This is a genomic window from Mycobacterium sp. D16Q16 (assembly GCF_002013745.1).
Classification (GTDB): domain Bacteria; phylum Actinomycetota; class Actinomycetes; order Mycobacteriales; family Mycobacteriaceae; genus Mycobacterium.
In genome coordinates this window covers 308,057-329,587 of sequence record NZ_MAEY01000004.1, presented here as the reverse complement: position 1 = coordinate 329,587, position 21,531 = coordinate 308,057, and the positions used below count along the sequence as shown (strand labels likewise).

At 64.8% G+C, this 21,531-nt stretch carries 29 protein-coding genes and 1 pseudogene; 15 read left to right on the top strand and 15 right to left on the bottom strand.

Features of this window, described 5'->3' with window-relative positions:
• Positions 1-145: 145 nt before the first annotated feature.
• Positions 146-1,555: a MinD/ParA family ATP-binding protein gene (locus B4394_RS06180; protein WP_078308541.1), complete on the top strand. Its 1,410-nt coding sequence runs from the start codon at positions 146-148 to the stop codon at positions 1,553-1,555.
• A gap of 33 nt (positions 1,556-1,588) precedes the next feature.
• Here the strand turns inward: B4394_RS06180 and B4394_RS25035 are convergent, their stop codons facing one another.
• Positions 1,589-1,750, bottom strand: a complete 162-nt coding sequence (locus B4394_RS25035; protein WP_099051365.1) for a hypothetical protein — start codon at positions 1,748-1,750, stop codon at positions 1,589-1,591.
• A gap of 76 nt (positions 1,751-1,826) precedes the next feature.
• On the opposite strand from B4394_RS25035, the gene B4394_RS06175 reads away from it, so the two are divergent.
• The 4 genes from B4394_RS06175 to B4394_RS06160 all read left to right on the top strand — a co-directional run bounded on the left by B4394_RS06175 (position 1,827) and on the right by B4394_RS06160 (position 3,848).
• A complete protein-coding gene (locus tag B4394_RS06175) occupies positions 1,827-2,135 on the top strand; it encodes a DUF4229 domain-containing protein (RefSeq protein ID WP_078308269.1) in 309 nt (102 codons plus the stop codon).
• Positions 2,136-2,269: 134 nt separating this feature from the next.
• A complete protein-coding gene (locus tag B4394_RS06170) occupies positions 2,270-2,491 on the top strand; it encodes a sigma-70 RNA polymerase sigma factor region 4 domain-containing protein (protein WP_078308277.1) in 222 nt (73 codons plus the stop codon).
• 6 nt (positions 2,492-2,497) lie between these two features.
• On the top strand, positions 2,498-3,079 hold the full coding sequence (locus B4394_RS06165) for a Clp protease N-terminal domain-containing protein (RefSeq protein ID WP_078308282.1): 582 nt from the start codon (positions 2,498-2,500) through the stop codon (positions 3,077-3,079).
• A gap of 433 nt (positions 3,080-3,512) precedes the next feature.
• On the top strand, positions 3,513-3,848 hold the full coding sequence (locus B4394_RS06160; RefSeq protein WP_078308289.1) for a hypothetical protein: 336 nt from the start codon (positions 3,513-3,515) through the stop codon (positions 3,846-3,848).
• A 22-nt stretch (positions 3,849-3,870) separates the two neighbouring features.
• Here the strand turns inward: B4394_RS06160 and B4394_RS06155 are convergent, their stop codons facing one another.
• Positions 3,871-4,743: a 1,4-dihydroxy-2-naphthoate polyprenyltransferase gene (locus B4394_RS06155; protein ID WP_078308542.1), complete on the bottom strand. Its 873-nt coding sequence runs from the start codon at positions 4,741-4,743 to the stop codon at positions 3,871-3,873.
• Positions 4,744-4,779: 36 nt separating this feature from the next.
• Positions 4,780-5,397 (bottom strand): superoxide dismutase, encoded by a 618-nt coding sequence (locus tag B4394_RS06150; protein ID WP_286141944.1) that lies wholly within the window; start codon positions 5,395-5,397, stop codon positions 4,780-4,782.
• A 434-nt stretch (positions 5,398-5,831) separates the two neighbouring features.
• Between B4394_RS06150 and B4394_RS06145 the strand changes: the two genes are divergently transcribed.
• Positions 5,832-6,605: an S-methyl-5'-thioadenosine phosphorylase gene (locus B4394_RS06145; RefSeq protein WP_070952047.1), complete on the top strand. Its 774-nt coding sequence runs from the start codon at positions 5,832-5,834 to the stop codon at positions 6,603-6,605.
• Here B4394_RS06145 and B4394_RS06140 read toward each other — a convergent pair.
• A complete protein-coding gene (locus B4394_RS06140) occupies positions 6,602-7,099 on the bottom strand; it encodes a pyridoxamine 5'-phosphate oxidase family protein (protein ID WP_078308298.1) in 498 nt (165 codons plus the stop codon). The genes B4394_RS06145 and B4394_RS06140 overlap by 4 nt on opposite strands.
• 52 nt (positions 7,100-7,151) lie before the next feature.
• Here B4394_RS06140 and B4394_RS06135 point away from each other — a divergent pair, with 52 nt between their 5' ends.
• The gene (locus tag B4394_RS06135) at positions 7,152-7,610 is read left to right on the top strand and encodes an SRPBCC family protein (RefSeq protein ID WP_078314617.1); all 459 of its coding nucleotides are present in this window, start codon (positions 7,152-7,154) and stop codon (positions 7,608-7,610) included.
• On the opposite strand, the gene B4394_RS06130 is transcribed toward B4394_RS06135, so the two are convergent.
• From B4394_RS06130 to B4394_RS06120, 3 genes are read right to left on the bottom strand one after another with little or no spacing between them, the layout of a single operon-like run.
• On the bottom strand, positions 7,611-8,129 hold the full coding sequence (locus tag B4394_RS06130) for a cupin domain-containing protein (RefSeq protein WP_078308301.1): 519 nt from the start codon (positions 8,127-8,129) through the stop codon (positions 7,611-7,613).
• A gap of 34 nt (positions 8,130-8,163) precedes the next feature.
• Positions 8,164-9,312 carry an o-succinylbenzoate--CoA ligase gene (menE, locus tag B4394_RS06125; protein WP_078308304.1) on the bottom strand — a complete coding sequence of 383 codons (1,149 nt, stop codon included), beginning with the start codon at positions 9,310-9,312 and terminating at the stop codon, positions 8,164-8,166.
• Complete coding sequence (locus B4394_RS06120; RefSeq protein ID WP_078308307.1) at positions 9,309-9,650, bottom strand: DUF3349 domain-containing protein; 342 nt, start codon at positions 9,648-9,650, stop codon at positions 9,309-9,311. The genes menE and B4394_RS06120 overlap by 4 nt, the downstream gene beginning before the upstream one ends.
• 61 nt (positions 9,651-9,711) lie before the next feature.
• Here B4394_RS06120 and B4394_RS25990 point away from each other — a divergent pair.
• The 3 genes and pseudogenes from B4394_RS25990 (at position 9,712) to B4394_RS06105 (ending at position 11,503) form a co-directional block, all read left to right on the top strand.
• Positions 9,712-9,926: pseudogene (locus B4394_RS25990) on the top strand (hypothetical protein).
• Positions 9,911-11,194: an inorganic phosphate transporter gene (locus B4394_RS06110; protein WP_078308310.1), complete on the top strand. Its 1,284-nt coding sequence runs from the start codon at positions 9,911-9,913 to the stop codon at positions 11,192-11,194. Before B4394_RS25990 ends, B4394_RS06110 begins: the two are co-directional and overlap by 16 nt.
• 30 nt (positions 11,195-11,224) lie before the next feature.
• Positions 11,225-11,503: a hypothetical protein gene (locus B4394_RS06105; protein ID WP_078308313.1), complete on the top strand. Its 279-nt coding sequence runs from the start codon at positions 11,225-11,227 to the stop codon at positions 11,501-11,503.
• A 34-nt stretch (positions 11,504-11,537) separates the two neighbouring features.
• On the opposite strand, the gene B4394_RS06100 is transcribed toward B4394_RS06105, so the two are convergent.
• Positions 11,538-11,924, bottom strand: a complete 387-nt coding sequence (locus B4394_RS06100; protein ID WP_078308316.1) for a VOC family protein — start codon at positions 11,922-11,924, stop codon at positions 11,538-11,540.
• Between the two features lie 28 nt (positions 11,925-11,952).
• Complete coding sequence (locus B4394_RS06095) at positions 11,953-12,837, bottom strand: SDR family oxidoreductase (RefSeq protein ID WP_078308318.1); 885 nt, start codon at positions 12,835-12,837, stop codon at positions 11,953-11,955.
• 132 nt (positions 12,838-12,969) lie between these two features.
• On the opposite strand from B4394_RS06095, the gene B4394_RS06090 reads away from it, so the two are divergent.
• Entirely contained in the window at positions 12,970-13,806 is an 837-nt protein-coding gene (locus tag B4394_RS06090) for an SDR family oxidoreductase (RefSeq protein ID WP_078308321.1), read from the top strand.
• Positions 13,807-13,874: 68 nt separating this feature from the next.
• On the opposite strand, the gene B4394_RS06085 is transcribed toward B4394_RS06090, so the two are convergent.
• The 4 genes from B4394_RS06085 to B4394_RS06070 all read right to left on the bottom strand — a co-directional run bounded on the left by B4394_RS06085 (position 13,875) and on the right by B4394_RS06070 (position 16,464).
• The gene (locus tag B4394_RS06085; RefSeq protein ID WP_078314489.1) at positions 13,875-14,795 is read right to left on the bottom strand and encodes a 1,4-dihydroxy-2-naphthoyl-CoA synthase; all 921 of its coding nucleotides are present in this window, start codon (positions 14,793-14,795) and stop codon (positions 13,875-13,877) included.
• A 56-nt stretch (positions 14,796-14,851) separates the two neighbouring features.
• Positions 14,852-15,550 carry a hypothetical protein gene (locus B4394_RS06080; RefSeq protein WP_078314488.1) on the bottom strand — a complete coding sequence of 233 codons (699 nt, stop codon included), beginning with the start codon at positions 15,548-15,550 and terminating at the stop codon, positions 14,852-14,854.
• 108 nt (positions 15,551-15,658) lie between these two features.
• On the bottom strand, positions 15,659-16,117 hold the full coding sequence (locus B4394_RS06075) for a carboxymuconolactone decarboxylase family protein (protein ID WP_078314487.1): 459 nt from the start codon (positions 16,115-16,117) through the stop codon (positions 15,659-15,661).
• Entirely contained in the window at positions 16,114-16,464 is a 351-nt protein-coding gene (locus B4394_RS06070) for a GNAT family N-acetyltransferase (RefSeq protein ID WP_078314486.1), read from the bottom strand. The genes B4394_RS06075 and B4394_RS06070 overlap by 4 nt, the downstream gene beginning before the upstream one ends.
• A gap of 49 nt (positions 16,465-16,513) precedes the next feature.
• Between B4394_RS06070 and B4394_RS06065 the strand changes: the two genes are divergently transcribed.
• Together B4394_RS06065 and B4394_RS06060 are read left to right on the top strand one after the other, a co-directional pair.
• A complete protein-coding gene (locus tag B4394_RS06065; protein WP_078314616.1) occupies positions 16,514-17,521 on the top strand; it encodes a pirin family protein in 1,008 nt (335 codons plus the stop codon).
• Positions 17,522-18,694, top strand: coding sequence for a GGDEF domain-containing protein (locus tag B4394_RS06060; RefSeq protein WP_139359961.1), 1,173 nt, complete (start codon positions 17,522-17,524; stop codon positions 18,692-18,694). It abuts the gene before it with no gap.
• A 13-nt stretch (positions 18,695-18,707) separates the two neighbouring features.
• Here the strand turns inward: B4394_RS06060 and B4394_RS06055 are convergent, their stop codons facing one another.
• Together B4394_RS06055 and B4394_RS06050 are read right to left on the bottom strand one after the other, a co-directional pair.
• Positions 18,708-19,157 (bottom strand): nitroreductase/quinone reductase family protein, encoded by a 450-nt coding sequence (locus tag B4394_RS06055; protein ID WP_078308335.1) that lies wholly within the window; start codon positions 19,155-19,157, stop codon positions 18,708-18,710.
• A gap of 62 nt (positions 19,158-19,219) precedes the next feature.
• Positions 19,220-19,546, bottom strand: coding sequence for a hypothetical protein (locus tag B4394_RS06050; protein WP_078308337.1), 327 nt, complete (start codon positions 19,544-19,546; stop codon positions 19,220-19,222).
• Between the two features lie 163 nt (positions 19,547-19,709).
• Here B4394_RS06050 and B4394_RS06045 point away from each other — a divergent pair, with 163 nt between their 5' ends.
• Together B4394_RS06045 and B4394_RS06040 are read left to right on the top strand one after the other, a co-directional pair.
• Positions 19,710-20,678: an o-succinylbenzoate synthase gene (locus B4394_RS06045; RefSeq protein ID WP_139360004.1), complete on the top strand. Its 969-nt coding sequence runs from the start codon at positions 19,710-19,712 to the stop codon at positions 20,676-20,678.
• 11 nt (positions 20,679-20,689) lie between these two features.
• Entirely contained in the window at positions 20,690-21,526 is an 837-nt protein-coding gene (locus tag B4394_RS06040) for an alpha/beta fold hydrolase (protein WP_078308340.1), read from the top strand.
• Positions 21,527-21,531: the final 5 nt, after the last annotated feature.

Genomic DNA, 21,531 nt, shown 5'->3' with positions numbered 1-21,531 from the left:
CTGCACATCCAACCAATGCATTGGGGGATCGATGTCTGACTATCCCGCGCACCGCGCGCCGGATGGACCGTCGCCGTACGCCGACGAGGCGCAGGGTGGACCAACGGCCCCTCCGTGGGCAGCACAGGAGCCAGCGCAGCCGGTGATGTATGGCCAGAGCGCGCCGCAGCAGCCCCACGAGATGACCCAACAGTTCCAAGCGATCCCGTTCCAGGACCCGTTCGCGCCACAGCAGGACATCGCGGGCCTGGGTGGGCACGATCCCTCGGTGCCGTCGCTCAATACGCTCGGCGGCTCGTTCGCGCCGCTCGATTTCACGCCTTCCGGTGGGCAGGAGAGCACCGATCCCACCGCGATCGGTGCGGCCGGGTCATCCGGCAGCCAGGGCGGTCCCGGAGGTTTTAGGGCCGACAACCGATTCAGCGACTCGGCCGAGCGGCCCGCACAGTTGACGCCCTTCACGGCGGATCGCTGGGCCAACGACACCCCGGCGTCGGGCATTCCCCAACAGGCCCAGCAGCCTCCCGTCGGTGCTTCCCGGTACTACACGCCGGTCGGCGGTCAGCAAACCGGTATCGGATCCCAGATTCGGCCCGAGCTGCCGCCCTCCTCGCGTGACCTGTCTACGTCGGCGTTGTTGCGCCCGCACAAGCCGGCACCGTCAGCGGGTTGGCGCAAGACCGTCTACCGTGCGTCGTTCGGGACGATCAACCTCGGGGAGGGCACCAAGAAGACGGAGGAAAACGACCTCGTCGCCCAGGTGAATCAGCCGTTGCAAGGTTGCTACAAGATCGCTCTGCTGAGCCTCAAGGGAGGCGTCGGCAAGACCACCGTCACCGCAACCCTCGGTGCGACGTTCGCGTCCATCCGCGGCGACCGGGTCATCGCGGTCGACGCCAATCCGGACCGCGGAACGCTGAGCCAGAAGGTCCCGCTGGAGACGCCGGCAACGGTCCGTCACCTGCTGCGCGACGCCAACTCGATTCAGCGTTATAGCGATGTCCGCAGCTACACCTCACAGGGGCCGAGCCGTCTGGAGGTGCTGGCTTCGGAAAGCGATCCGGCGGTGTCCGAGGCGTTCAGCGCCGAGGACTACTCGCGCACACTGGAGATTCTGGAGCGCTTCTACAGCGTGGTGCTCACGGACTGCGGTACCGGACTCATGCACTCGGCGATGTCGTCGGTGCTGGAGCAGGCCGACACCCTCGTGGTGATCAGCTCCGGTTCGGTGGACGGTGCGCGCAGTGCCTCCGCCACTCTCGACTGGCTCGATGCGCACGGGCATCGCGAGCTAGTGCGCCGCTCGGTTGCGGTCATCAACGCGGTGCGTCCGCGTTCGGGCAAGGTTGACATGCAAAAGGTCGTCGATCACTTTTCGCGCCGGTGCCGTGCGGTGCGTTTGGTGCCGTTCGATCCGCACCTGGAAGAGGGCGCCGAGATCAGCCTGGACCGGCTCCGGCCCGCGACGCGTCGCTCGCTCATCGAGCTGGCCGCCGTCGTCGCGCAGGGGTTCACCGGTACACAGCGTCAGCAGCAGCAGACGTTCCAGGGCTAGCCGTCGGTTGTGCGGCTGCTGGCCACACAACCCTCAGTGTTCGGAGGGATCGTCTCTACTGATGCGCCACAGGAATTCGGGGTCGTCGTCGGGGCCGGTCACGCGGGTCTGCGGACGGGTCGGGACCGACTGACTGATCCGCCATCCGGCATAGACCAGCGCGCCGAGCACGACCGCGATGAGCACGTAGTACACAAGAGCCTCCTGAACAACTAACTGCAAATATACGCGCGGCCAAGGCTGGTGTTCGGCGCAGCGATAGGGTGGTGACGTGGCTGAACGGTCGCCGGGGAGCCGGCTCGCTATCGACATCGCGTTGTACACGCTGGCGCGGTTGGGTCTCGCGGTCGTCTTGACGCTCGTCATCTTCTGGGTGGCCCGGCTCATCGGGTACCAGGACTTTCCCTTGGCGATCGCCATTCTGTTCGCCTTGATCATCGCGCTGCCCTTGGGCATGGCGGTGTTCGCACCGTTGCGTCGCCGGGTGACCGCCAGCATCGCCGTCGTCGACGAGCGGCGCCGTGCGGAGCGTGCGGATCTGCAGGCGCGGCTGCGCGGCGAAAAGCCACAAGACTCCTAACCCGCTTCCCGCCGGCACGCCGCCCGGTGGCGGGTTCGTATCCCATGTTTTCGCCATAAGCGGGCGTGCCGACGCGCGCCCTCAGCTGTCAACATAGATTGACAACTCACGGCTGTCAATCTATGTTGACAGTCATGAGCGATCTCCCGACGGCCGATCTGGACGACGCCGTGAGCAGTACCGATCCGGCCGTGGGGTTGCGGGCCGTGCAGGCGCTGCGGCGCCTGTGTGAACGATTGGAAGCGATCCACGTGGCCAACGCCCGCGGCCAGGGTTGGAGCTGGCAGGCCATCGCCGAAGCGCTCGAAGTCAGCCGTCAGGCAGTGCATCAGAAATACAACCGCGCGAGGAAGTGAGCAGCCATGTTCGAGAAGTTCCAGAAGTCGGCCAAGGTCGCTGTGGTGCTGTCGCAGGAAGAAGCCCGCGAGATGGACGAATCGCGGATCGGAGCCGAGCACGTTCTGGTTGGTGTCCTGGATAGTGCGAGCGGACCACTCGCGGAGCTGCTGGCCGGATACGGGCTGACCGCCGACACTGTGCGCGACCGGCTCCGGACCGGAACTCACGAGCCGCCGCTGGACGATGAGGACGCGCAGGCGCTCAAGGCCATTGGCATTGATCTGTCCCAGGTACGGGACAGCGTGTCGAAAGTCTTTGGGCCACAGGCCTTTGACAAAGCCTTCGAAAAATCGGGGCGCCGTCAGGGCCGGATGCGCGGCTGGCGCCCGTTCGGGATGATCCCCTTCAATTCCTCGGCTAAGAAATGCCTGGAACTGGCACTGCGTGAGGCCATCGCGCACAAGGACAATTGGATCGGGTGCGAGCACATGGTGTTGGGCATCCTGCGTGGCGGCGATCCGGTGGCGCTGGCCGTGATCACCGAGCGGGTGCCCGCCGAGGAACTGCGCCAGGCCGTGGTTGGTTTGCTAGATCGGGCCGCCTAGCAGCTTCGGCCGTCGGCTGGTGTGACGGCCTGAGGGCGCTCGACTCGCCCATTATCACTCGGGCGCCACATGGTCAATGGCTCGCTGGCCGCGGTCCGCGCCGGAATCTGCGGATGACAGCGAACCTCCCGCGCCGCCGTCTTTTCGCTGCAGCTTTTGCCCAGGTAGTGGACGGTTGTAACCACATCGTGACTCGCATACCCCCTCCGGGGTAAGGGTTTATCCATTTCTTAACTTCAGATTGAGCAAAAGTGAACGACAGGTGTACTGTGGGTGACATACAAGCGGCGCCTAACGTTTTCGTTGTCAGTGGTTTCCCGGGGGCCGCACCTGAATATGCGGACTTAACGGAGTCACTATGTATGCATTCACGAAGGCAAGAAACGTTCTTTGTTGTACGGCGCTGTTAGCTGTTCCCCTCTTTGGACTGGGGATGCAAGGCGTCGATGTTCTGCGCGAGCCGGCGGTTGGGCAGACATTGGCCGGCCCCATTGAGCCGCCGATACCCGGACCGGGCGTCGGAGATGGTTCGCGTCAGTCGTTCACCAATCAGCAGCCCGGCAGGGACGGCAATAGCGGCTGGGGAACGCTTCCTCAGGGCCAGGGACACGCCTGCCAGAACAGCTGGATATTTTGCGACGCCACCGGTAACCCGAATCGGTCAGATCTTCCTCCGGGCTACAACCAGGGGGGCGGATGGGTGAGCGCACCGGACCACACCGGTGTTACGTGCCAAAACACGGGTGTCGTCTGTAAGAACTTCTCCTGAGCCCGTCGCGGCCCCAAGGGATTTAGCTCAACCAGGCCAGAGCTGAGGCGGTGAGAATCGCCCAGCCGAGCATGGCGAGTCCGGTATCGCGCAGCGTCGGGATCAACGCTGGCCCTTGCGCTTTGGTGACAACCGGGCGGGCAGCCTTGACCATCAACGGCAACATCACCAGCCCGAACAGGCGCCACGGGTGCCCGAAGCCCAGTCCGAGGCTGATCAGAACCGGAACCGTCAACAGCGCCGGAAACAGGATTCGGGTCCGTGCGTCGCCCAACCGCACGGCCAGTGTGATTTTGCCGGACTCTCGATCGGTGGGGATATCACGCAGATTGTTGGCGACCAGCACCGCGCTGGAGAAGCTGCCGATTGCCACCGCCAGCGCCAGGCCGATGGGACTGACCGTCAAGGTCTGCACATATTCAGTGCCCAGCACGGCCACCAGGCCGAAGAATATGAAGACGGCGATTTCACCAAAACCGCTGTATCCGTAGGGTTTCGACCCGCCGGTATAGAACCAGGCCCCGGCGACGCATACCGCGCCGACGGCCACTAGCCACCAGGCGGTGGTGATGGCCAGTGCCAATCCCGCGGCCGCGCCCAGGGCCAGGAATGCGATGGCGACGGCCTTGACCGCCGCGGGTGATGCCAGACGGGAGCCGACCAGCCGCAGCGGTCCCACTCGGTCGTCATCGGTCCCGCGGATCCCGTCCGAATAGTCGTTGGCGAAGTTGACGCCGATGATCATGCTCACCGATACGGCCAGTGCTAGAAGTGCTTTCCACCAGACGGGGCTGCCGGCCGCCGCTGCGGCACCTGTGCCGGCGATCACCGGGGCGAGGGCGTTGGGCCAGGTGCGGGGGCGGGAACCTTCGATCCATTGCGCGATGCTGGCCATGTGGCCGATCCTGCCATGACCACGTCCGAACATTCGCTACGGGAAGATCAAGCCAGGCGTTTTCGATAGTGCCGAGGCAAAACGTGCCTGGACATCGGGCCAATTCACCACGTTCCAGAACGCCTTGACGTAGTCGGCCTTCACGTTCTTGTACTGCAGGTAGTACGCGTGCTCAAAGACGTCCACGCCGAGGAGCGGCACGATCCCGAACGGCACGTTGGACTGCTGGTCGTACATCTGGAAAGTCAGCAGTTTCTTGCCGAGGGTGTCGTACCCGAGCCATGCCCAGCCCGAGCCCTGAACACCGTTGGCTGCCGCGGAAAACTGCCCGCGGAATTTGTCGAAGCTCCCGAACTGCTCGTCGAGCGCGGCAGCCAGGTCGCCCTGGGGTTTGTCACCGCCATGGGGGGAGAGGTTCTTCCACCAGATCGAGTGGTTCACGTGGCCGCCGAGATTGAACGCGAGGTTCTTTTCCAGCAGCACGATCGTTGCGTTGTCACCCTTCGCCCGAGCTTCGGCGAGTTGCTCCACGGCGTCGTTGGCGCCTTTGACGTATGCGGCATGATGCTTGTCGTGGTGCAGCTGGTTGATCTCGCCGGAAATATGTGGCTCCAGGGCTGAGTAATCCCAGTCGAGATTCGGCAATTCGTACACGCCGGTCGTCTCCTTCGTGAGGGCCGCTTCTTCACCGGGCCGATCGGCACATGACGCGAGTGCCAGGGCTCCGGCCGATGCTGCGGTGGCTATCAGGAAGTGTCTTCGATGTAGTTGAGGCCCAATCGAATTCATCTCTCTACCGTAGCCCCGGCCCGGGGCGCGTCAAGGCCGGAGCGCCGGCGGCATTATCTGTGGGTGACTATGAATTTCCGTCAGCAATTCATGCACCTGCCGTGCGATAGCTCAGAGCGGGAGTGTCCGCTCCGCTATTCAGTTGCGGCAACTATGTGTGTATTGCTTCATGAAATTGAGAAAATTGCGGCCGAAATTTGTTGGGAACTATTGCAGGCATTCGGGCGACTAATTATCTGTGCGGTGCGGCCGTACACCCCAACTGGTCGTAAGTCGAAGCCTTGAACGACAATATCGGCATGCTCGCGGTGATCGGTGGTAGCGGTTTCTACTCGTTCTTCGACAAACCGGTGCGGACCGTCACCCCGACGACGCCGTACGGTCAGCCCAGTGCACCCATCACGATTGGGCTGGTAGGGGAGCGCGAGGTGGCGTTTCTGCCACGGCATGGAAGTCGCCACGAGTTCTCGCCGCACACCGTGCCTTATCGCGCCAACATGTGGGCGCTCCGTGCGCTGGGTGTGCGCCGGGTCTTCGCGCCGTGCGCCGTGGGCAGCCTCACCGCTGATCTGGGCCCCGGAACCATCGTGGTACCCGATCAGCTGGTGGATCGCACCAGCGGGCGCGAGCAGACATTCTTCGACAGTGGCGGTATCCACGTGGAATTCGCCGACCCGTACTGCCCCGGGTTACGGGCCGTATCGCTGCAACCTGAGACCGTCGACGGCGGCACGATGGTGGTGGTGCAGGGTCCGCGGTTTTCGACGCGGGCCGAAAGCCGGTGGTACGCATCGCAGGGTTTCACTCTGGTCAACATGACCGGATACCCCGAGGCGGTGCTGGCCCGTGAGCTTGAAATCTGCTACGCCGCAATCGCTTTGGTCACCGACCTGGATGCCGGAATCGAACACGGCCAGGGCGTCCGGGCGGTTGACGTGTTCGCCGAGTTCGAGCGGAATATCGGCGGATTCAAGGAGCTGGTGCGCACCGCGGTGACCGCGACCGAATCCGTCGACACCTGCGGACACTGCCGCGCACATGACGGCGTCACACTGCCGATCGAGCTTCCTTAGGGGGCGTATCGCGTCTGTCCGTGCGGATTCTTGGTAAAGGACAGCACCTTCGACGGCACCACCTTGTATACGGCGGCGAACTGATCGCCCTCGCCGAATCCGCCCTCGCTCGGCGTGAATCTCCATTCTTCGCCGTATTTTTGGATGTAGGCGTCCGCCAGGATGTGCAGGGCTGAGGGCTCGAGGACGCGTTCGGCTGTTCCTTCGACGACGACGTCGTGTCCGTCGTTCCAGGTATTGACGCCGGTCGCGACGGCCACCGCGGCGTTCGCGTCGAGGTTGCGCGCCTTCTGCTCGGTAGGGCCGGTGCAGAATACGAAGAAGTCCTCCTGCCACAGTCCGACCAGGGGAGTCATGTGTGGGCTGCCATCGGCGCGGACGGTGGTCATCCAGTACAGCTCGGCGGCGACCAGCAGTGCCGACACGTCGCGCCATGCGGGGGCGGTGGCACCTGGCTCGCTGAACCGCTGATCGAAATGGGAGGTAAGGGTCATGGTGATACAGACCCGGCCCGTCACCGAGATTCATCGCGGGTACCGTAACGCCATGCGTGATTCGGTCACCGTCCACATCGCCGCTCCCGCCGACAAGATTTGGGAACTGGTCAGCGATATCACCAACACCGGGAAGTTCAGTCCGGAGACATTCGAGGCCGAATGGCTCGACGGCGCCACCGCCCCTGCGGTGGGCGTGCGCTTCCGCGGTCATGTGAAGCGCAATCAGAAGGGGCCCGTCTACTGGACGGTGTGCCGAATCGTCGATTGCGACCGCGGCCGTTCCTTCGGTTTCGCGGTGCTCTGGCCCAACGGCAAGACGGTGAACACCTGGCGCTATCGGTTCGAGCCCGTTGGCGGTGGCACCGATGTCACCGAATCCTTTGAGCTGACACCGACATTGCCGCTGCGCATCTACTGGGCACTGCTCGGCTGGGCGCGTGGTCGCACCAACCGTAACGGCATGCGTGAGACCCTCAACCGGATCAAAGCGGTCGCCGAGTCTGGCTGATCAGCGGGCGTCCAGCGCCGACAGCCCTCGCCCCTCGGACCACACCGGACTCTCGATGAAGTGGTTGTCATAGCTTTCCTGCGCGGCCTGTAGCTCGCTGATATCGGCCTGCCCGTGGACAATTCGGTCCAGCAGCCGGAAGTAGTCGAAGCGCTGGACGCCGGGGGAGAGCACCGTGAAAATATTGGCATCGCTATCGCCGGTAGCGCCGAACGCATGCGGCATCAGCTGGGGAACCAACAGTGTGTCGCCCTGTTCCAGAATCTCGATACGATCACCCGCCAGGATTTCCAGCCGCCCCGACACCAGATAGAACAGTTCGGTGGATCGAGTGTGGAAATGCGGGGCCGCGCCATTCGCGCCCTCGGGTAGGTAGATGCTCAGGACGCTGACCGCTCCGCCTGTCGCGTCGGAGTCCATCACCAATCCGGTCTCGTTCCCGGCCGCGGTGCTGACGATCTCGCGGTCGCCGTCCCGAACCAGCGGCGGGGAACCCGGCGCAAACTGTTCGCGTGTCATGGTGTGAACGCTATGAACTCAAGTCAGCTTGAGGTCAAGAGAAGCGTTTGACGAGAGCGCGGCGGTCGAGTTTCCCGATTCCGTGCCGCGGTAGTTCGTCGAGAAGATGTAGTTCACGTGGGGCGGCGGTGTCTTCGAGTGTCGCGATGACATGCGTCCGGAGATCCTCCAGCGTGGGGGTGCCCGCTGGGGACGGCACTACCGCGACGGCGACGCGCTGGCCGAGCCGGTCGTCGGGAACGCCGAACACGGCGCATTCGGCGACCAGCGGGTGAGTGGCAAGGGCGGCCTCCACCACCTGCGGAACCACGGTGAGCCCGCCGGTACCGATGGCCTCGTCCAACCGTCCCAGCACCCGCAATCGGCCCTCGTCGAGCTCGCCGAAGTCATCGGTATGGAACCATCGGGGATCCGCAAATGCCTTATGGTCTGGCATATTCCGATAGCCCGATGCCACTGTGGCGCCACCGAGGCTGATCCGGCCCTCCGGGCCGATGCGCACCTGGACGCCGGCCAGGGCCACCCCGTCGTACACGCACCCGCCACAGGTCTCACTCATGCCGTAGGTCCGGACCACCGGGACACGGGCCTGCGCTGCCCTGATGGCGACGGCGGCGGGTAGCGGACCACCGCCCAGGAGTACGGCGTCAAAGGAGGCGAGTGCCTCCGATGCCGCGGGATTGTCTAGTGCCTTCACCAATTGTGTTGCCACCAAAGAGATGTACCGGCGATTCCCAGTCATCTCGGCGGCCGCCCGCACGAAATTGGACAGGGAGAAACCGGCCGAGACGTCAACGACGACGGGTTCGGTTCCGGCCTGGATGCTGCGCAGCAGCACCTGCATTCCGGCGATGTGATGGGGTGGCAGTGCCAGTAGCCATTGGCCGGTACCGCCCAGGCGGGCATGCGTGGCCGAACCGCTGGCCGCGAGGGCATCGCGGGTGAGCATGGCGCCCTTGGGTTTTCCCGTTGTGCCTGATGTTGAGACCACCACCGCGACATCCTCGGCGATCGGTTCGTCGGCGGCGAGTTCAGAGGCGAGTAAGTGGGCCCGATCGGCATCGTCGACAGGCACGGGCAAGACCGCGTCGCCACGGCCGTCCAGCAGCTCCGCCAGGCGGGGGAGCAGGCCCAGCATGGTCTGCCCGCTGGGTACGGGCAAGGCGCGCAGTAGCCGGGTCACGCCGGGTGGTCGGTGGCCTGACCGGAGCCCGGTTCTTCCCGATGATCCGCGGGCTCACGCGGATCATCCAGGGGCCAGCCCTTTTTCGCCAGTCGCTCGCGGACCCGCTCGATATCTTCTCCGGTCGGCAGCTCATCGGTTACCTGGGTGATGAGCACAGCGATGTCGATGTTGTCGAAGTCGCCCCGGGCCATCAGTTCACGCGCCACGGTCTTGACTTCGTCGTTACTCAGCCTGCGCCCCAGCAGCGCCAGCAGGGGGACATAGTCAGGTGGCGGGACGCCTTCGGGGTACCCCGCCCGAAGCCAGGTGACGATCTTGCTCAGAAATGCGTTCACGGCCTCAAACTCCTGTAGGGACGGGCGGCCGTCCTCTTCGTGTCGACTGCTAGGGATCGTAGTGCTGTTGGCTGCTGTTGTCGCCAGGCAAAACTAGCCGCAATGAGCCAGGAAGCCCGCGTCCAGTCCGAACAGTCAGCACCCGGAAGGTTAACGGAATGTGAACTCCTTGCGGGAAATATCAAACTGGCCGGTCAGCGCCCGAACTTGCTCGTCCATCAGCTGGTCAAAGTCAAGGCCTTTACCCCAGAATTAGCGCCATGGACGCAACCATGATCATTCTGGTGCTGTTGATCGCAACGGCACTGGCCTTCGACTTCACCAACGGGTTTCATGACACCGGTAACGCCATGGCGACGTCCATCGCAACGGGTGCGCTCAAGCCCAAGACCGCGGTTCTGCTGGCAGGCGTCCTGAACCTCGTCGGCGCGTTCCTCTCCGTCGAGGTCGCCGTCACCGTGACCACCTCGGTCATCAAGGTGCAAGACAGCAAGACCGGTCACCTGCTGCCCAACATCACCCCGTCGATGGGCCTGACGATCATCTTCGCGGGCCTCATCGGCGGCATCCTGTGGAACTTGCTGACCTGGCTCTTCGGTATTCCGTCCAGCTCGTCGCACGCACTCTTCGGTGGCCTCATCGGCGCCGCACTCGCCGCCATCGGTCTGTCGGGCGTGAAGTGGGACGGCATCCTGCAGAAGGTCATCATCCCCGCGCTGGCCGCGCCACTGATCGCCGGCCTGGTCGCCGCCGCCGGTACCTGGCTGGTCTACCGCATCACCCGCAACGTGGTGAAGAAGCGTCGCGAAGAGGGCTTCCGCTGGGGCCAGATCGCCACCGCGTCCCTGGTTGCGCTGTCGCACGGAACCAATGACGCACAGAAGACCATGGGTGTCATCGCCCTGGCGCTCATCACCACCGGCCACCTGACCGGAAACGTCAAGGAGACCGGGCTCCCGTTCTGGATTATCGCCAGCTGCGCGCTCGCCATCGGCCTCGGCACCTACCTCGGCGGATGGCGCGTCATCCGCACCCTGGGCAAGGGCCTCGTCGAGATCGAGTCCCCACAGGGTCTGGCCGCCGAAGCGTCCTCGGCCGCGATCATCCTGAGCTCCAGTGCCGCCGGTATGGCCCTGTCCACCACGCACGTGGCCACTGGCTCCATCCTGGGCAGCGGTGTCGGTAAGCCCGGTGCCGAGGTGCGCTGGGCGGTGGCGGGTCGCATGGTGCTGGCCTGGCTGGTCACCTTGCCCGCAGCCGGCATCGTCGGCGCGCTGTCCTACTGGCTCTCCAAGGGTGTCGGCGATCTCACCACGCCGATGGTCGGCGACCTCATCATCTTCGGCCTGCTCGTGGTGCTCTCCGGTTACATGTGGTGGCGTGCTCAGCAGGAGAAGGTCGACTCCAGCAACGTCAACGCCGATTGGGACGACTCCACCAACTCTGTGGTGCCCGCCGATGTCCGCGAGGTCAAGGCCGAAGTGTCCGCCGAGAGCAAGGACGCCTCGAAGCAGGACTCTGCCAGCGACACGGCTTCGGTCTAACCCAACCCCGCGAATAGTAAGGAAGCCTCAATGAACTACGTGGAAGCCATCGGCAAGGTGCTCGTTGTTGGTTTGGTCCTCGGTGCGGGTCTGCCGGCGGTGTTCGCGGCGGGCCTGGTCGCCTACTCGTCGGGTGCCGGTGGCGCCAACGACGACGGCACGGTCACCGCGCCCAACCCGGCCGTGAAGTTTCTGGGACTGGCGCTCTTCACCCTGGTCGGAGCGGTCATCGTGCTGGCGCTGTTGTGGATTACCCGGACCACGATCATCCACCACACGGGCATCGACTTCTTCCCGTTCGTCAAGTAGTAACGCGACCAACTCCACAGACACCCGGCGGAAGCTATCGTCGGGTGTCTTTGCGTAGTGGGTGGTCCGGGGGGATCTGCACGAAGATCAGCGTGACGCCGTCGGGGGCGGCGACATGCATCTCATGCAGTCCCCACGGCTCCTGTTGCGCGGCACGGCTTATCGACGCGCCGCGGCTTTCCAGGTCGGTTTGCGCCGCGTAGACGTCGCGTACCTGGAGCCAGAGCGCGCCGGGAAATGCGGTGGGAGGTCCGTCCGTGCGGCCGTGTCCGGCGATCTCGATGAGGGATTGCCCGGCGAAGAACACCACGCCGGCTCCGTAGTCGCGCGCGACGGCAAGGCCCAGCGTGTCCCGATAGAAGGCCAGCGTCGCGTCATAGTCCTTAGGACGCAACAGTATTCGGCTGGACAATATCTCCATACCCGTGTGTATCACGGGGATGGAGATATTAGAGGGTTTCGCGCCCGGACATTGCCACCTTTGTCACCAGGCTGGGGGCCAGCGCGTTGGTGGCAGCCGACATCACCGAAATTCGCGGGGCGATGCGCACCGGTCGGGTACGTGCCGCCAGCACCATCCAATCCGCGGCCTCGGCGGAGGTCAGCGCCGCCGCGTTGGTGTACGCCTCGGTGGGCGCGATCATCGGGGTACGCACCAAAGGGAAGTAGAGCGTGGTGGTGTGCACGTTGTACTTGCCGTACTCGGCATCCACGATCCTGCTGACCGTCGACAATGCGGCCTTGGACGCGTTGTACACCGCGAACTGTGGCACGACGTCTGTGAGCACTCCCCAGGTGGCCACGTTGATGATGTGGCCACTGCGGCGTTCGACCATGCCGGGAGCGAACCCGCGGATCAGCCGCAACGGGGAGAAGTAGTTGAGCTGCATGGTTCGCTCGGCGTCATGCCAGCGATCCAGTGACTCGTAGGTCTTGCGCCGGATGGAGCGACCGGCGTTGTTGACCAGGATGTCGACGCCGCCATGGCGCTCATTAACGGTCTCCACCAGCTTGTCGATGGCATCGAGGTCCGACAGATCGCATGCGATGGCATCCGCCGTGCCGCCGGCGGCGGTGATACGCGCGGCGACCTCGTTCAGCAGGTCTTCACGCCGTGCCACCACGATGACCTTGGCGCCGAGCTTGCCGAATTGGTACGCGGCTTCCTCGCCGATACCTGACGAAGCGCCGGTGATGAGGACGCGCTTGTCCTTGACCGAGACGCCGTAGTTCGCGTCGAGCTTCGCCCGAAAGAGCGATGGGCTGGGGAAAGGCTGCATCAGGGCGCGGGCAAAGGCGGTGTTGAGTCGCTTGCTCACCGAGTTCTTACTCACGAGTAAGAACTGTAAGCCCACCGCGATGAGTGCGAAATGCCGGGCCTGGGTGACTTAGGTCTCGAAGGTATGCCTTACCGGCGGTGCCCTACGCTGGCCTCACTCATTCCCTATGACGACAAGGACGTGGCTATGGGATCGCTGGCAGGTAAGACCATCATCATGTCGGGAGGCAGCCGCGGCATTGGACTGGCGATCGCACTCCGGGCCGCGCGCGACGGTGCGAATGTCGCGATCATGGCCAAGACGGCAGAGCCGCATCCCAAGCTTCCCGGCACCATCTACACCGCTGCCGAGGAGATCGAGGCCGCCGGTGGTCATGCGCTCCCCATCCTCGGTGACGTCCGTGACGACGAGGTCGTGGCCTCGGCTGTGGCCCAGACGGTGGAGAGGTTCGGTGGGATAGACATCGTGGTCAACAATGCGAGCGCGTTGAATCTCGCTCCCTCGGAGTCGATCTCGATGAAGGCCTACGACCTGATGCAGGACATCAACGCGCGGGGCGCCTTCTCGCTCTCGACGTCGGCGCTCGGCGCGCTCAAGGAGGCGGAGAACCCGCACATCCTGACGCTGTCACCGCCCATCACGCTGGAACCCAAGTGGTTCGATCAGACCACCACCGCGTACACGATTTCGAAGTTCTCCATGAGCCTGGTGGCCATCGGACTAGCCGCCGAACTACGCAAGTACGGCATCGCGTCGAACTCGCTGTGGCCGCGCACCACCATCGACACCGCCGCCATCCGCAACATCCTGGGCGCGGAACTCGTGGCCCGCTGTCGCTCCGCCGAGATCATGGCCGACGCCGCGTACGAGATCCTGATCAAGCCCAGCCGCGAGGTCACCGGAAACAGCTTCATCGACGACGAGGTGCTCACCGAGGCCGGTGTCACCGACTTCTCGAAGTATCGCCAATGCGCAGAAGAGGACCTCGAGCTCGACTTCTGGATGGAACGCGCGGCACGGTAGCCGCACGGAAAATCGAGTAGCCGGCGGCCGCAGCTGGGCCAACCCGTGCTGAGCGGGGCCCTTGGGTCTTAGTAGTGCCAGGGGTAGGGCGACCAGTCCGGCTTGCGCTTCTCCAGGAACGAGTCACGGCCTTCGACGGCCTCATCGGTCATATAGGCCAATCGTGTTGCCTCCCCGGCGAACAACTGCTGTCCGACGAGTCCGTCATCGGCGAGGTTGAAGGCGTACTTCAGCATTCGTTGTGCCTGAGGTGACTTTTCGTTGATGGCGGCGGCCCACTCCAGCGCGACAGTCTCCAGATGTTCGTGGTCGACGACCTCGTTGACGGCGCCCATCTGATGCATCTGTTCGGCCGTATACGGCCGGCCCAGGAAGAAGATCTCACGGGCAAATTTCTGCCCAACCATCTTGGCCAGGTATGCGCTGCCGTAGCCACCGTCGAAGCTGCCCACATCGGCGTCGGTCTGCTTGAAGCGAGCGTGTTCGCGGCTGGCCAATGTCAGGTCGCACACCACGTGCAGGCTGTGTCCACCGCCCGCTGCCCACCCATTCACCAAGGCGATCACCACTTTTGGCATGAAGCGGATGAGGCGCTGCACTTCCAGGATGTGCAGACGGCCCGCACGGCCCGGGTCCACGGTCTCGGCGGTCTCGCCCCCCGCGTATTGATAGCCGGTGCGGCCTCGGATGCGCTGGTCCCCGCCGGAGCAGAATGCCCAGCCGCCGTCCTTGGGGCTGGGGCCGTTCCCGGTCAGTAGCACCGCACCGACATCGGAGGTCATCCGTGCGTGGTCCAGGGTTCGGTAGAGCTCATCGACGGTGTGTGGCCGAAAGGCGTTCCGTACCTCGGGCCGGTCGAAGGCTATCCGCACGGTTCCCTGGCTGACGTGGCGGTGATAGGTGATGTCGGTCAGATCCTCGAATCCCGCCACCGGTTGCCAGCGCGTCGGGTCAAAGGGATTGGCGGTCTGCCCGTCGTCTTGGGTCATGGCTCCGACTCTAGAGGCCGCCCGGTATGTGGCCGGTCGACGCTACCGGTGAGCCGCTACGCGGACGACTGTGCCGCCGAGGATGTCGCCCACTGGGTGAACAGGCCCGGCGGCGGCTGCTGGCACCACGCCCACTTGCCGTCCTCCTTCCGAAACTGGTTCGGCTGGGTGCGGGTCTGGGTGGCGCCACCACCCAGGCTGTACGTCGCGGTGATGTCTCCGGTGGCGCTGTCACCGATGATCTTGATGTTGTCGATCGCGAACTTCTCGACCGTGGTGGACTCGCGGATTACCTGCAGCGCGGTGGCCGTGTAGGCGAACTGATCGCGGTTGACGATCGCCTTGACGAGTGTGGCGCGTTCGCCGCTGCCAGCACTGGGGAACCGTTGTGCCACATGGCTGGACAGCGTCGAGGTATCGCCGTACAGCAGCGCCTCCTGGGCCCCCTGCCAGGAATTGATCGAGGGGACGAGCTTCTCGTCGGCGGTGCGGCTGGACACCTGGTAGCGCGGGCAGGTCAGGGCGTTGGCGGCGTCCGCATCGAGGCTTCCGAGCACCTTGCCCATCTGGGCGGTCACTTGCCGGATCTGATCTTGGTCACTGAGGGGTGAGGTGGTGGCCGGCGCCGGGGGAGTTTCCGTGGGCTTGGTGAGCGTCTGGTAGACGGTGCACCCGGACAGGGCGCTGGCGAGCGTCACGGCGAGTACCGCCGAGCGCGCTGTCTTACGGACGTATGTGGCACGCAGCTGCGGCATCGTTGAATACCTTCCCCGTGAGATAAGTCAGTAACCAGTTTATTAGTCTGGCTTATGAAACCCAACTCGTGGTGGTTCGGTTGTATTCCCGCCCCAGACGATCGGGTGTCAGCGCCTCGTGATCGGGTGGCGGCTCAGAATCGAGATCCGGTTGAAGGTGTTGATCATGATGGCCGACCACACCAGCGCCGATATCTGATCATCGGACAGGTGTGCCCGGGCGGCGGCGTACTGCTCGTCGGTGAGGTGGCGATCGGCGACCTCTGTCACCGCCTCGGCGATCGTCAGCGCCGCGCGCTCGACATCGCTGAACAGTTCGGCCTCCTGCCACACCGGCAGTACGGCGATCCGCTGAGCGGACTCGCCTTCCTCCAGCGCGACACGGGTGTGTAGATCGAGGCAGAACAGGCAGCGATTGAGTTGAGAGACTCGAATGTTGACTAATTCCAAGGTTGTTCGCGAGAGCCCGGCCTCGGCGGCCCGGGCACGGAGCTCGGCGGCGGTCTTGGTCAGCCCCTGGTAGACGGATGGAGTCTGTTTGTCGATGTAGACACGATGATCGGTCATCCCTGGTGCGCCTCGACGGCGGCCAGGGCTTCCCGCGTCACCGGGGCGACCACATCGTCGAACTCGTGGTGCTTGCCGACGAACTTCCTGACGTATGGGCATACCGGCACGATCCTTCGTCCCGTGGATCGGGTGGATGTCAGCGCCGACTGCACCAGCGTCCCGGCGAGGCCGCGGCCGCCAAACTTGTCGTCGATTTCCGTGTGATAAAAAATCCGCACGTCGGTGCTGCCCAAGGCCGTATCCAGGTATTCGGTGAAGCCCGCGAGTTCACCGTCGGCGGTGATCTCGAACCGGTGGTGATCGGGTGCGTCGGCGACCGTGGCGCCGGCTTCGGATTCATCCATGGTGACCAACTATGCCCCAGACGCCGGGAGTACGGCCGATGATGGTCACATGAGTAATACGGAGACTACCCCGACGGAAACCCGCTGCGAGGGTGGCGCGTGTTCACGGGATGGAGCCGGACACCCCGTGGTCGAAATACTCACTCCCCGAGAGGTTCCACTCGGAGGACCGCGTGCGATGACGGTGTTGCGGACCCTGCCCCAGGCGGGGCGATCATTGATCGGCGCCTGGTGCTTCGCCGACCATTACGGGCCCGATGACATCACGCAGACCGGCGGAATGGATGTGGCGCCTCATCCACATACCGGACTGCAGACGGTGAGCTGGCTGTTCACGGGGGAGATCGAGCATCGCGACAGCCACGGAGTGCATGCGATGGTGCGCCCTGGTGAGCTGAACCTGATGACGGGTGGCCACGGTATCTGCCATTCGGAGGTGTCGACGGCCCAGACCACCACGCTGCATGGTGTGCAGCTCTGGGTCGCCCTGCCCGATGAATCCCGGGATGCGGCACGCGATTTTCAGCATTACGCGCCCGAGGCGGTCGCCGTGGGCGGGGTGCGTCTGCGGGTGTTCTTGGGGACCCTGGCGGGGCAGGCATCTCCGGTGCGTACCGCCACCCCCTTGCTGGGTGCCGAGCTGCTGCTCGAACCGCGGAGCATGGCGCGGTTGGATGTCGATCCCGGGTTTGAGCACGGGCTGCTGGTGGATACCGAGGCGGTCGAGTTGTCCGGCACCAGATTGTCGCGGGGCGAGCTCGGTTACGTGGGCACCGGAGTCGATCAGCTCACCGTCCTCAACCCGACAGATTCCATAGCACGGGCAATTCTACTGGGCGGCAAGCCATTCGGAGAGCATATCGTCATGTGGTGGAACTTTGTCGGCCGTCATCACGACGAGATCGCGGAATTCCGCGAGGCATGGCAGGCCGAGTCCGAACGCTTCGGCCATGTCGAGGGATACGAGGGTGCGGTGGCGCGCCTGCCTGCACCGCCGTTGCCCACCGTGCGTATGGTCCCCAGGCGCAATCCGCCGACCTCCAATCCGGAGAGCTAGATGCCGCTGAACAGAATCGTCACGTACGTCCGCTCCACCGCGTGGATGAGTTTTCTGCTCCAGTGGTGGACCGAACCGGTCCCCACGGGCTGGCTGCGGGCATTCCTGCGCGCGCGCAAGCTTGACCGGACCGTCCGCAACCTCATCGGTGGATATGCGCTGATCTTCGCGGCGATCTGCGTCGCGGTGCAGTTCAGCGACACCGGACCCCGGAGCACGGTGGGCCGCGTCATCGTCGGCGTGTGCGCCCTGGGGGCGTTGGGTTGGGCGGTGCGCTGGGTGGTGGGGCCGTGGCCATCCCTGCGCGAGGCGGTCGCCTTCGTCGCCTTCGCGGACGTCGGGATCGCGCTCGCCTGCTGGCAGGACTCCGACCCACTGGCAGGTCTGGTGGGAACGGTGCTGTTCACCCCGGTCGGCGCATACGTCAGTTTCTTCCTGGGAAACCGGCTACTGGTGGCGCATGTCGCGTGGTGCGGCCCGATGATCTTGGCGCTGTCGTCGCGTCTGTTCGCCGAGGGCACCGTCGGTGCGGCGATGACCGCCGTGGTGAAGGTGACGAGCATGTTGGTCGTGGTGGTGTTGATACCCGCGGTCATCCAGTTCGGGATCGCGGTGGTGCGCTTGGACGCGCTTGCCGCCCAGCGTGATCCACTCACCGGGCTGCTCAACCGCCGTGGCATCTACGGCGAGTGGCAGCGGCTGCACAGTGGGCTGGCGCGTGGGTACATGTTGGAAGGAGACCGGGTGATCGCCGCCGCCATCGTCGATATCGACCGGTTCAAGTCGATCAACGATCGGTACGGTCACGGGACGGGTGATCGGGTGCTCGTCGACCTGGCCGGCGCGCTCACTGCCGAATCGAGCCGGGGGAATCTGGTGGGCCGCTCGGGTGGTGAGGAGTTTCTCGTGGTGACGGTCTGCCCGGCGGAGGCCGTGGCCGAATTCGCCACGCGACTCAGGGAAGCCGTGACGTCATCCACACCTGCGGGGATCACCGTGACCGCGAGTGTGGGGGTCGCGGCCCAGGCGGTTGCGAGTGTGGCGTCGGCGGCTTCTCAAAAGGCGATCGATGTGTTGACCGCCTGCGCCGACCGCGCGATGTACGAGGCAAAACGCAACGGCGGGAATCAATCCCGAATTCTCTATCCGGGTCATGCCCTCGTGGACGATTAGCCGTGGCGAGGGCCTAGCGGTCCAGTGGATCCAACCGGAACACGGCGGCCATCCCGGCCAGTGCCTCGAACTCATCCGGGGTGCCCTCCTTGACCAGCCCGGCGTTTCTGATGAAGCCGACTCCGGTGGGCACCTCGATCGGAAACGCGCGGAGCACCGGGCGGGAGTCCTCGGGGGACAGCTCGACAATGCGTACCCGCTGGGTGTGGCGCCCTTGTGTCAGGGTGCCCTCTTTGGCCTTGCGTGCGTTGGCGATCCAGGACGATCCGGGAACTCCACCGACGGCATAGCGCTGCCCGTCGAGGGTGAAGGGGGTGATGGGAGTCGAACGCGGCTTGCCGGACTTGGCGCCCGGGACCGTGAGGACCATCATCGGCAATTTGAGGCCTATCTTGTGTCCGCCGATGACGACCTTGTTGAAGTATCGGAGCCATCGGGGAACAGGCTTGATGTCAACTGACATGACATTAAGGTACGCCCTCCGAGATGCGTTGGCTAGGGACCAAAAGTTGACCAGTGGTGGCATCAACTGATGCGTGGCCGGAATCGTCTGCGCGCGGCATGGATGGCCCCGATCGAGCGGCCCAAGCGCGTCGCGACTTGCGCGGCGGTCGACGATGCGTCCAGCGCCGTGTCGATCTCCTCAGTGGTCCAGGGCTTCTGCCAGTTCAGCGGATGATCCGCGGCGTCGGCGAAGTAACGCTGCGAGCGCCGCGCGGCCCGTTGATTGATCTGCTCCCAGCGTTCGCGTTCCGCTTCGCCGATCCGCTGCAGTCGCTGTGCCTCCGCCGACGAGCAGCCTGCGCACCGGCAACCCGATTGATATCCCGCCACGCCGTGAACCGTCAGCATGTGCTCTCCTTCGCCTGTCCGCCGATGTGGGCAGATTGGCATCCGGCCGCACTGCCGCTCTAGAAACCAAAGTCACTTTCGCGCGGTGATGGGAACCGGGCCGCGGGGGAAGGCTTCGGGGCGTCGCACCGGACCATCTGAACAGCGTGCGACGATCGCTGATGTGGAGCTGCCCGCGTTGGACGATGTGCTCGGCCGGCTGCATGTCGTCGCCTTGCCCATGCGGGTGCGATTTCGCGGCATCACTACTCGGGAGGTCGCTCTGATCGAGGGGCCGGCCGGCTGGGGCGAATTCGGTGCCTTTCCCGAGTACGACCCGCCCGAGGCCTCTGCCTGGCTAGGGGCCGCCATCGAGGCCGCGTACACCGAGCTCCCCGCGGCCCGGCGCACCCGCATACCCGTCAACGCGACGGTGCCCGCGGTGTCCGCCGCGGACGTGCCCGAGGTGCTGGCCCGCTTTCCCGGAGCCCGAACCGCCAAGGTCAAGGTGGCCGAGCCCGGGCAGACCCTCGACGACGACATCGCCCGCGTCGAAGCGGTCCGCGCGCAGATCCCCACCGTGCGGGTCGATGCCAACGGAGGGTGGACCGTCGAGCAGGCCATCCAGGCGTTGACCGCGCTGACCCGCGACGGTGTTCTTGAGTACGCCGAACAGCCCTGCGTCACCGTCGAGGAGCTGGCGGAAGTGCGCCGACGCCTCCCGGATGTGCCGATCGCCGCTGACGAAAGTATCAGGCGGGCAAGCGATCCGCTGCGCGTCGCACGAGCCGGGGCGGCCGATATCGCGGTGCTCAAGGTGGCCCCGCTCGGTGGTGTGGCGGCGCTGTTGGATATCGCGGAGCGCATCGGTATGCCCGTGGTGATCTCCAGTGCCCTGGACAGCGCGGTGGGCATCGGCATCGGTCTGCGCGCGGCCGCGGCGCTACCGGTGCTGGAGCATGCCTGCGGATTGGGTACCGGAGGGTTTTTCGTCGAGGATGTGGCCGAGGCCCCGGCACCCGAGAACGGTTACTTGACGGTGGCGTCGTTCGCTCCGGACCGGGCCCGGCTGGCGGCGCTCGCCGCGCCTGCTGACCGGTGTGACTGGTGGCGGCGCCGAGTGGCCGACTGCTACCCGCTGTTGAACCGGTAGGTTCAGTCACCGTGCCTCTCGCGAACATCAACGGCATCCAGATCAGTTACGACGATCGTGGGCCCCTGGCGCTCGGCGCCTCCGGTGATCCTGTCGTCTTTATCTCCGGGCGCGGTGGCGCGGGGCGCAGTTGGCACCTGCATCAGGTACCGGCATTCCGCGCCGCGGGATATCGCACGATCACCTTCAACAACCGGGGGATACCGCCGACCACCGAGTGCGCCGATGGCTTCACCCTGCAGGACATGGTGGCCGATGCCGCGGCGCTCATCGAGGATCTTGGTGCTGCGCCAGCCCGGTTGGTCGGGTTCTCCATGGGAGCGCTGATCGCCCAGGAACTCGCCCTCACCCGCCCGGATCTCGTGACCGCCGCGGTGTTCATGGGAACGCGGGGGCGGGAGGATTCCACGCGCTCGTTCTTCCGCAAGGCGGAGCTTGAGCTGTCCGCATCGGGTGTCGAGGTGCCGGCGTCCTATCAGGCGGCCATGCGCCTGTTGTTGAACTTCTCCCCGAAGACTCTGAACAACGATGCCGCGATCAAGGACTGGATCGACATGTTCACGCTGTGGCCCGAGCCGACCTCGGGTGGTATCGATCACCAGCGCGGTGCCATACCCGGCCCCGACCGGCCCGGCGCTTACTCGGAGATCACTGTTCCGTCGCTGGTCATCGGGTTTAGTGACGATATGACCCTGCCGCCCTACCTTGGCCGGGAGGTGGCCGATGCCATTCCCGGCGGCAAGTACGTCGAGATTGCCGACGCCGGGCATCTGGGCTTCATCGAACGCCCCGACGAGGTCAACCGCGTGATCCTGGAGTTCTTTGCGAGTGCCTCTCAGGCGGTATGACACCC

Bases quoted from the DNA above. Each gene is read 5' to 3' on its own strand.
- B4394_RS06180 (WP_078308541.1), top strand. From the start codon at position 146: ATGTATGGCCAGAGCGCGCCGCAGCAGCCCCACGAGATGACCCAACAG.
- B4394_RS06170 (WP_078308277.1), top strand. From the start codon at position 2,270: ATGAGCGATCTCCCGACGGCCGATCTGGACGACGCCGTGAGCAGTACC.
- B4394_RS06165 (WP_078308282.1), top strand. From the start codon at position 2,498: ATGTTCGAGAAGTTCCAGAAGTCGGCCAAGGTCGCTGTGGTGCTGTCG.
- B4394_RS06160 (WP_078308289.1), top strand. From the start codon at position 3,513: ATGCAAGGCGTCGATGTTCTGCGCGAGCCGGCGGTTGGGCAGACATTG.
- B4394_RS06155 (WP_078308542.1), bottom strand. From the start codon at position 4,743: ATGGCCAGCATCGCGCAATGGATCGAAGGTTCCCGCCCCCGCACCTGG.
- B4394_RS06145 (WP_070952047.1), top strand. From the start codon at position 5,832: ATGCTCGCGGTGATCGGTGGTAGCGGTTTCTACTCGTTCTTCGACAAA.
- B4394_RS06140 (WP_078308298.1), bottom strand. From the start codon at position 7,099: ATGACCCTTACCTCCCATTTCGATCAGCGGTTCAGCGAGCCAGGTGCC.
- B4394_RS06135 (WP_078314617.1), top strand. From the start codon at position 7,152: ATGCGTGATTCGGTCACCGTCCACATCGCCGCTCCCGCCGACAAGATT.
- B4394_RS06130 (WP_078308301.1), bottom strand. From the start codon at position 8,129: ATGACACGCGAACAGTTTGCGCCGGGTTCCCCGCCGCTGGTTCGGGAC.
- B4394_RS06110 (WP_078308310.1), top strand. From the start codon at position 9,911: ATGGACGCAACCATGATCATTCTGGTGCTGTTGATCGCAACGGCACTG.
- B4394_RS06105 (WP_078308313.1), top strand. From the start codon at position 11,225: ATGAACTACGTGGAAGCCATCGGCAAGGTGCTCGTTGTTGGTTTGGTC.
- B4394_RS06100 (WP_078308316.1), bottom strand. From the start codon at position 11,924: ATGGAGATATTGTCCAGCCGAATACTGTTGCGTCCTAAGGACTATGAC.
- B4394_RS06090 (WP_078308321.1), top strand. From the start codon at position 12,970: ATGGGATCGCTGGCAGGTAAGACCATCATCATGTCGGGAGGCAGCCGC.
- B4394_RS06085 (WP_078314489.1), bottom strand. From the start codon at position 14,795: ATGACCCAAGACGACGGGCAGACCGCCAATCCCTTTGACCCGACGCGC.
- B4394_RS06080 (WP_078314488.1), bottom strand. From the start codon at position 15,550: ATGCCGCAGCTGCGTGCCACATACGTCCGTAAGACAGCGCGCTCGGCG.
- B4394_RS06075 (WP_078314487.1), bottom strand. From the start codon at position 16,117: ATGACCGATCATCGTGTCTACATCGACAAACAGACTCCATCCGTCTAC.
- B4394_RS06070 (WP_078314486.1), bottom strand. From the start codon at position 16,464: ATGGATGAATCCGAAGCCGGCGCCACGGTCGCCGACGCACCCGATCAC.
- B4394_RS06065 (WP_078314616.1), top strand. From the start codon at position 16,514: ATGAGTAATACGGAGACTACCCCGACGGAAACCCGCTGCGAGGGTGGC.
- B4394_RS06060 (WP_139359961.1), top strand. From the start codon at position 17,522: ATGCCGCTGAACAGAATCGTCACGTACGTCCGCTCCACCGCGTGGATG.
- B4394_RS06055 (WP_078308335.1), bottom strand. From the start codon at position 19,157: ATGTCAGTTGACATCAAGCCTGTTCCCCGATGGCTCCGATACTTCAAC.
- B4394_RS06050 (WP_078308337.1), bottom strand. From the start codon at position 19,546: ATGCTGACGGTTCACGGCGTGGCGGGATATCAATCGGGTTGCCGGTGC.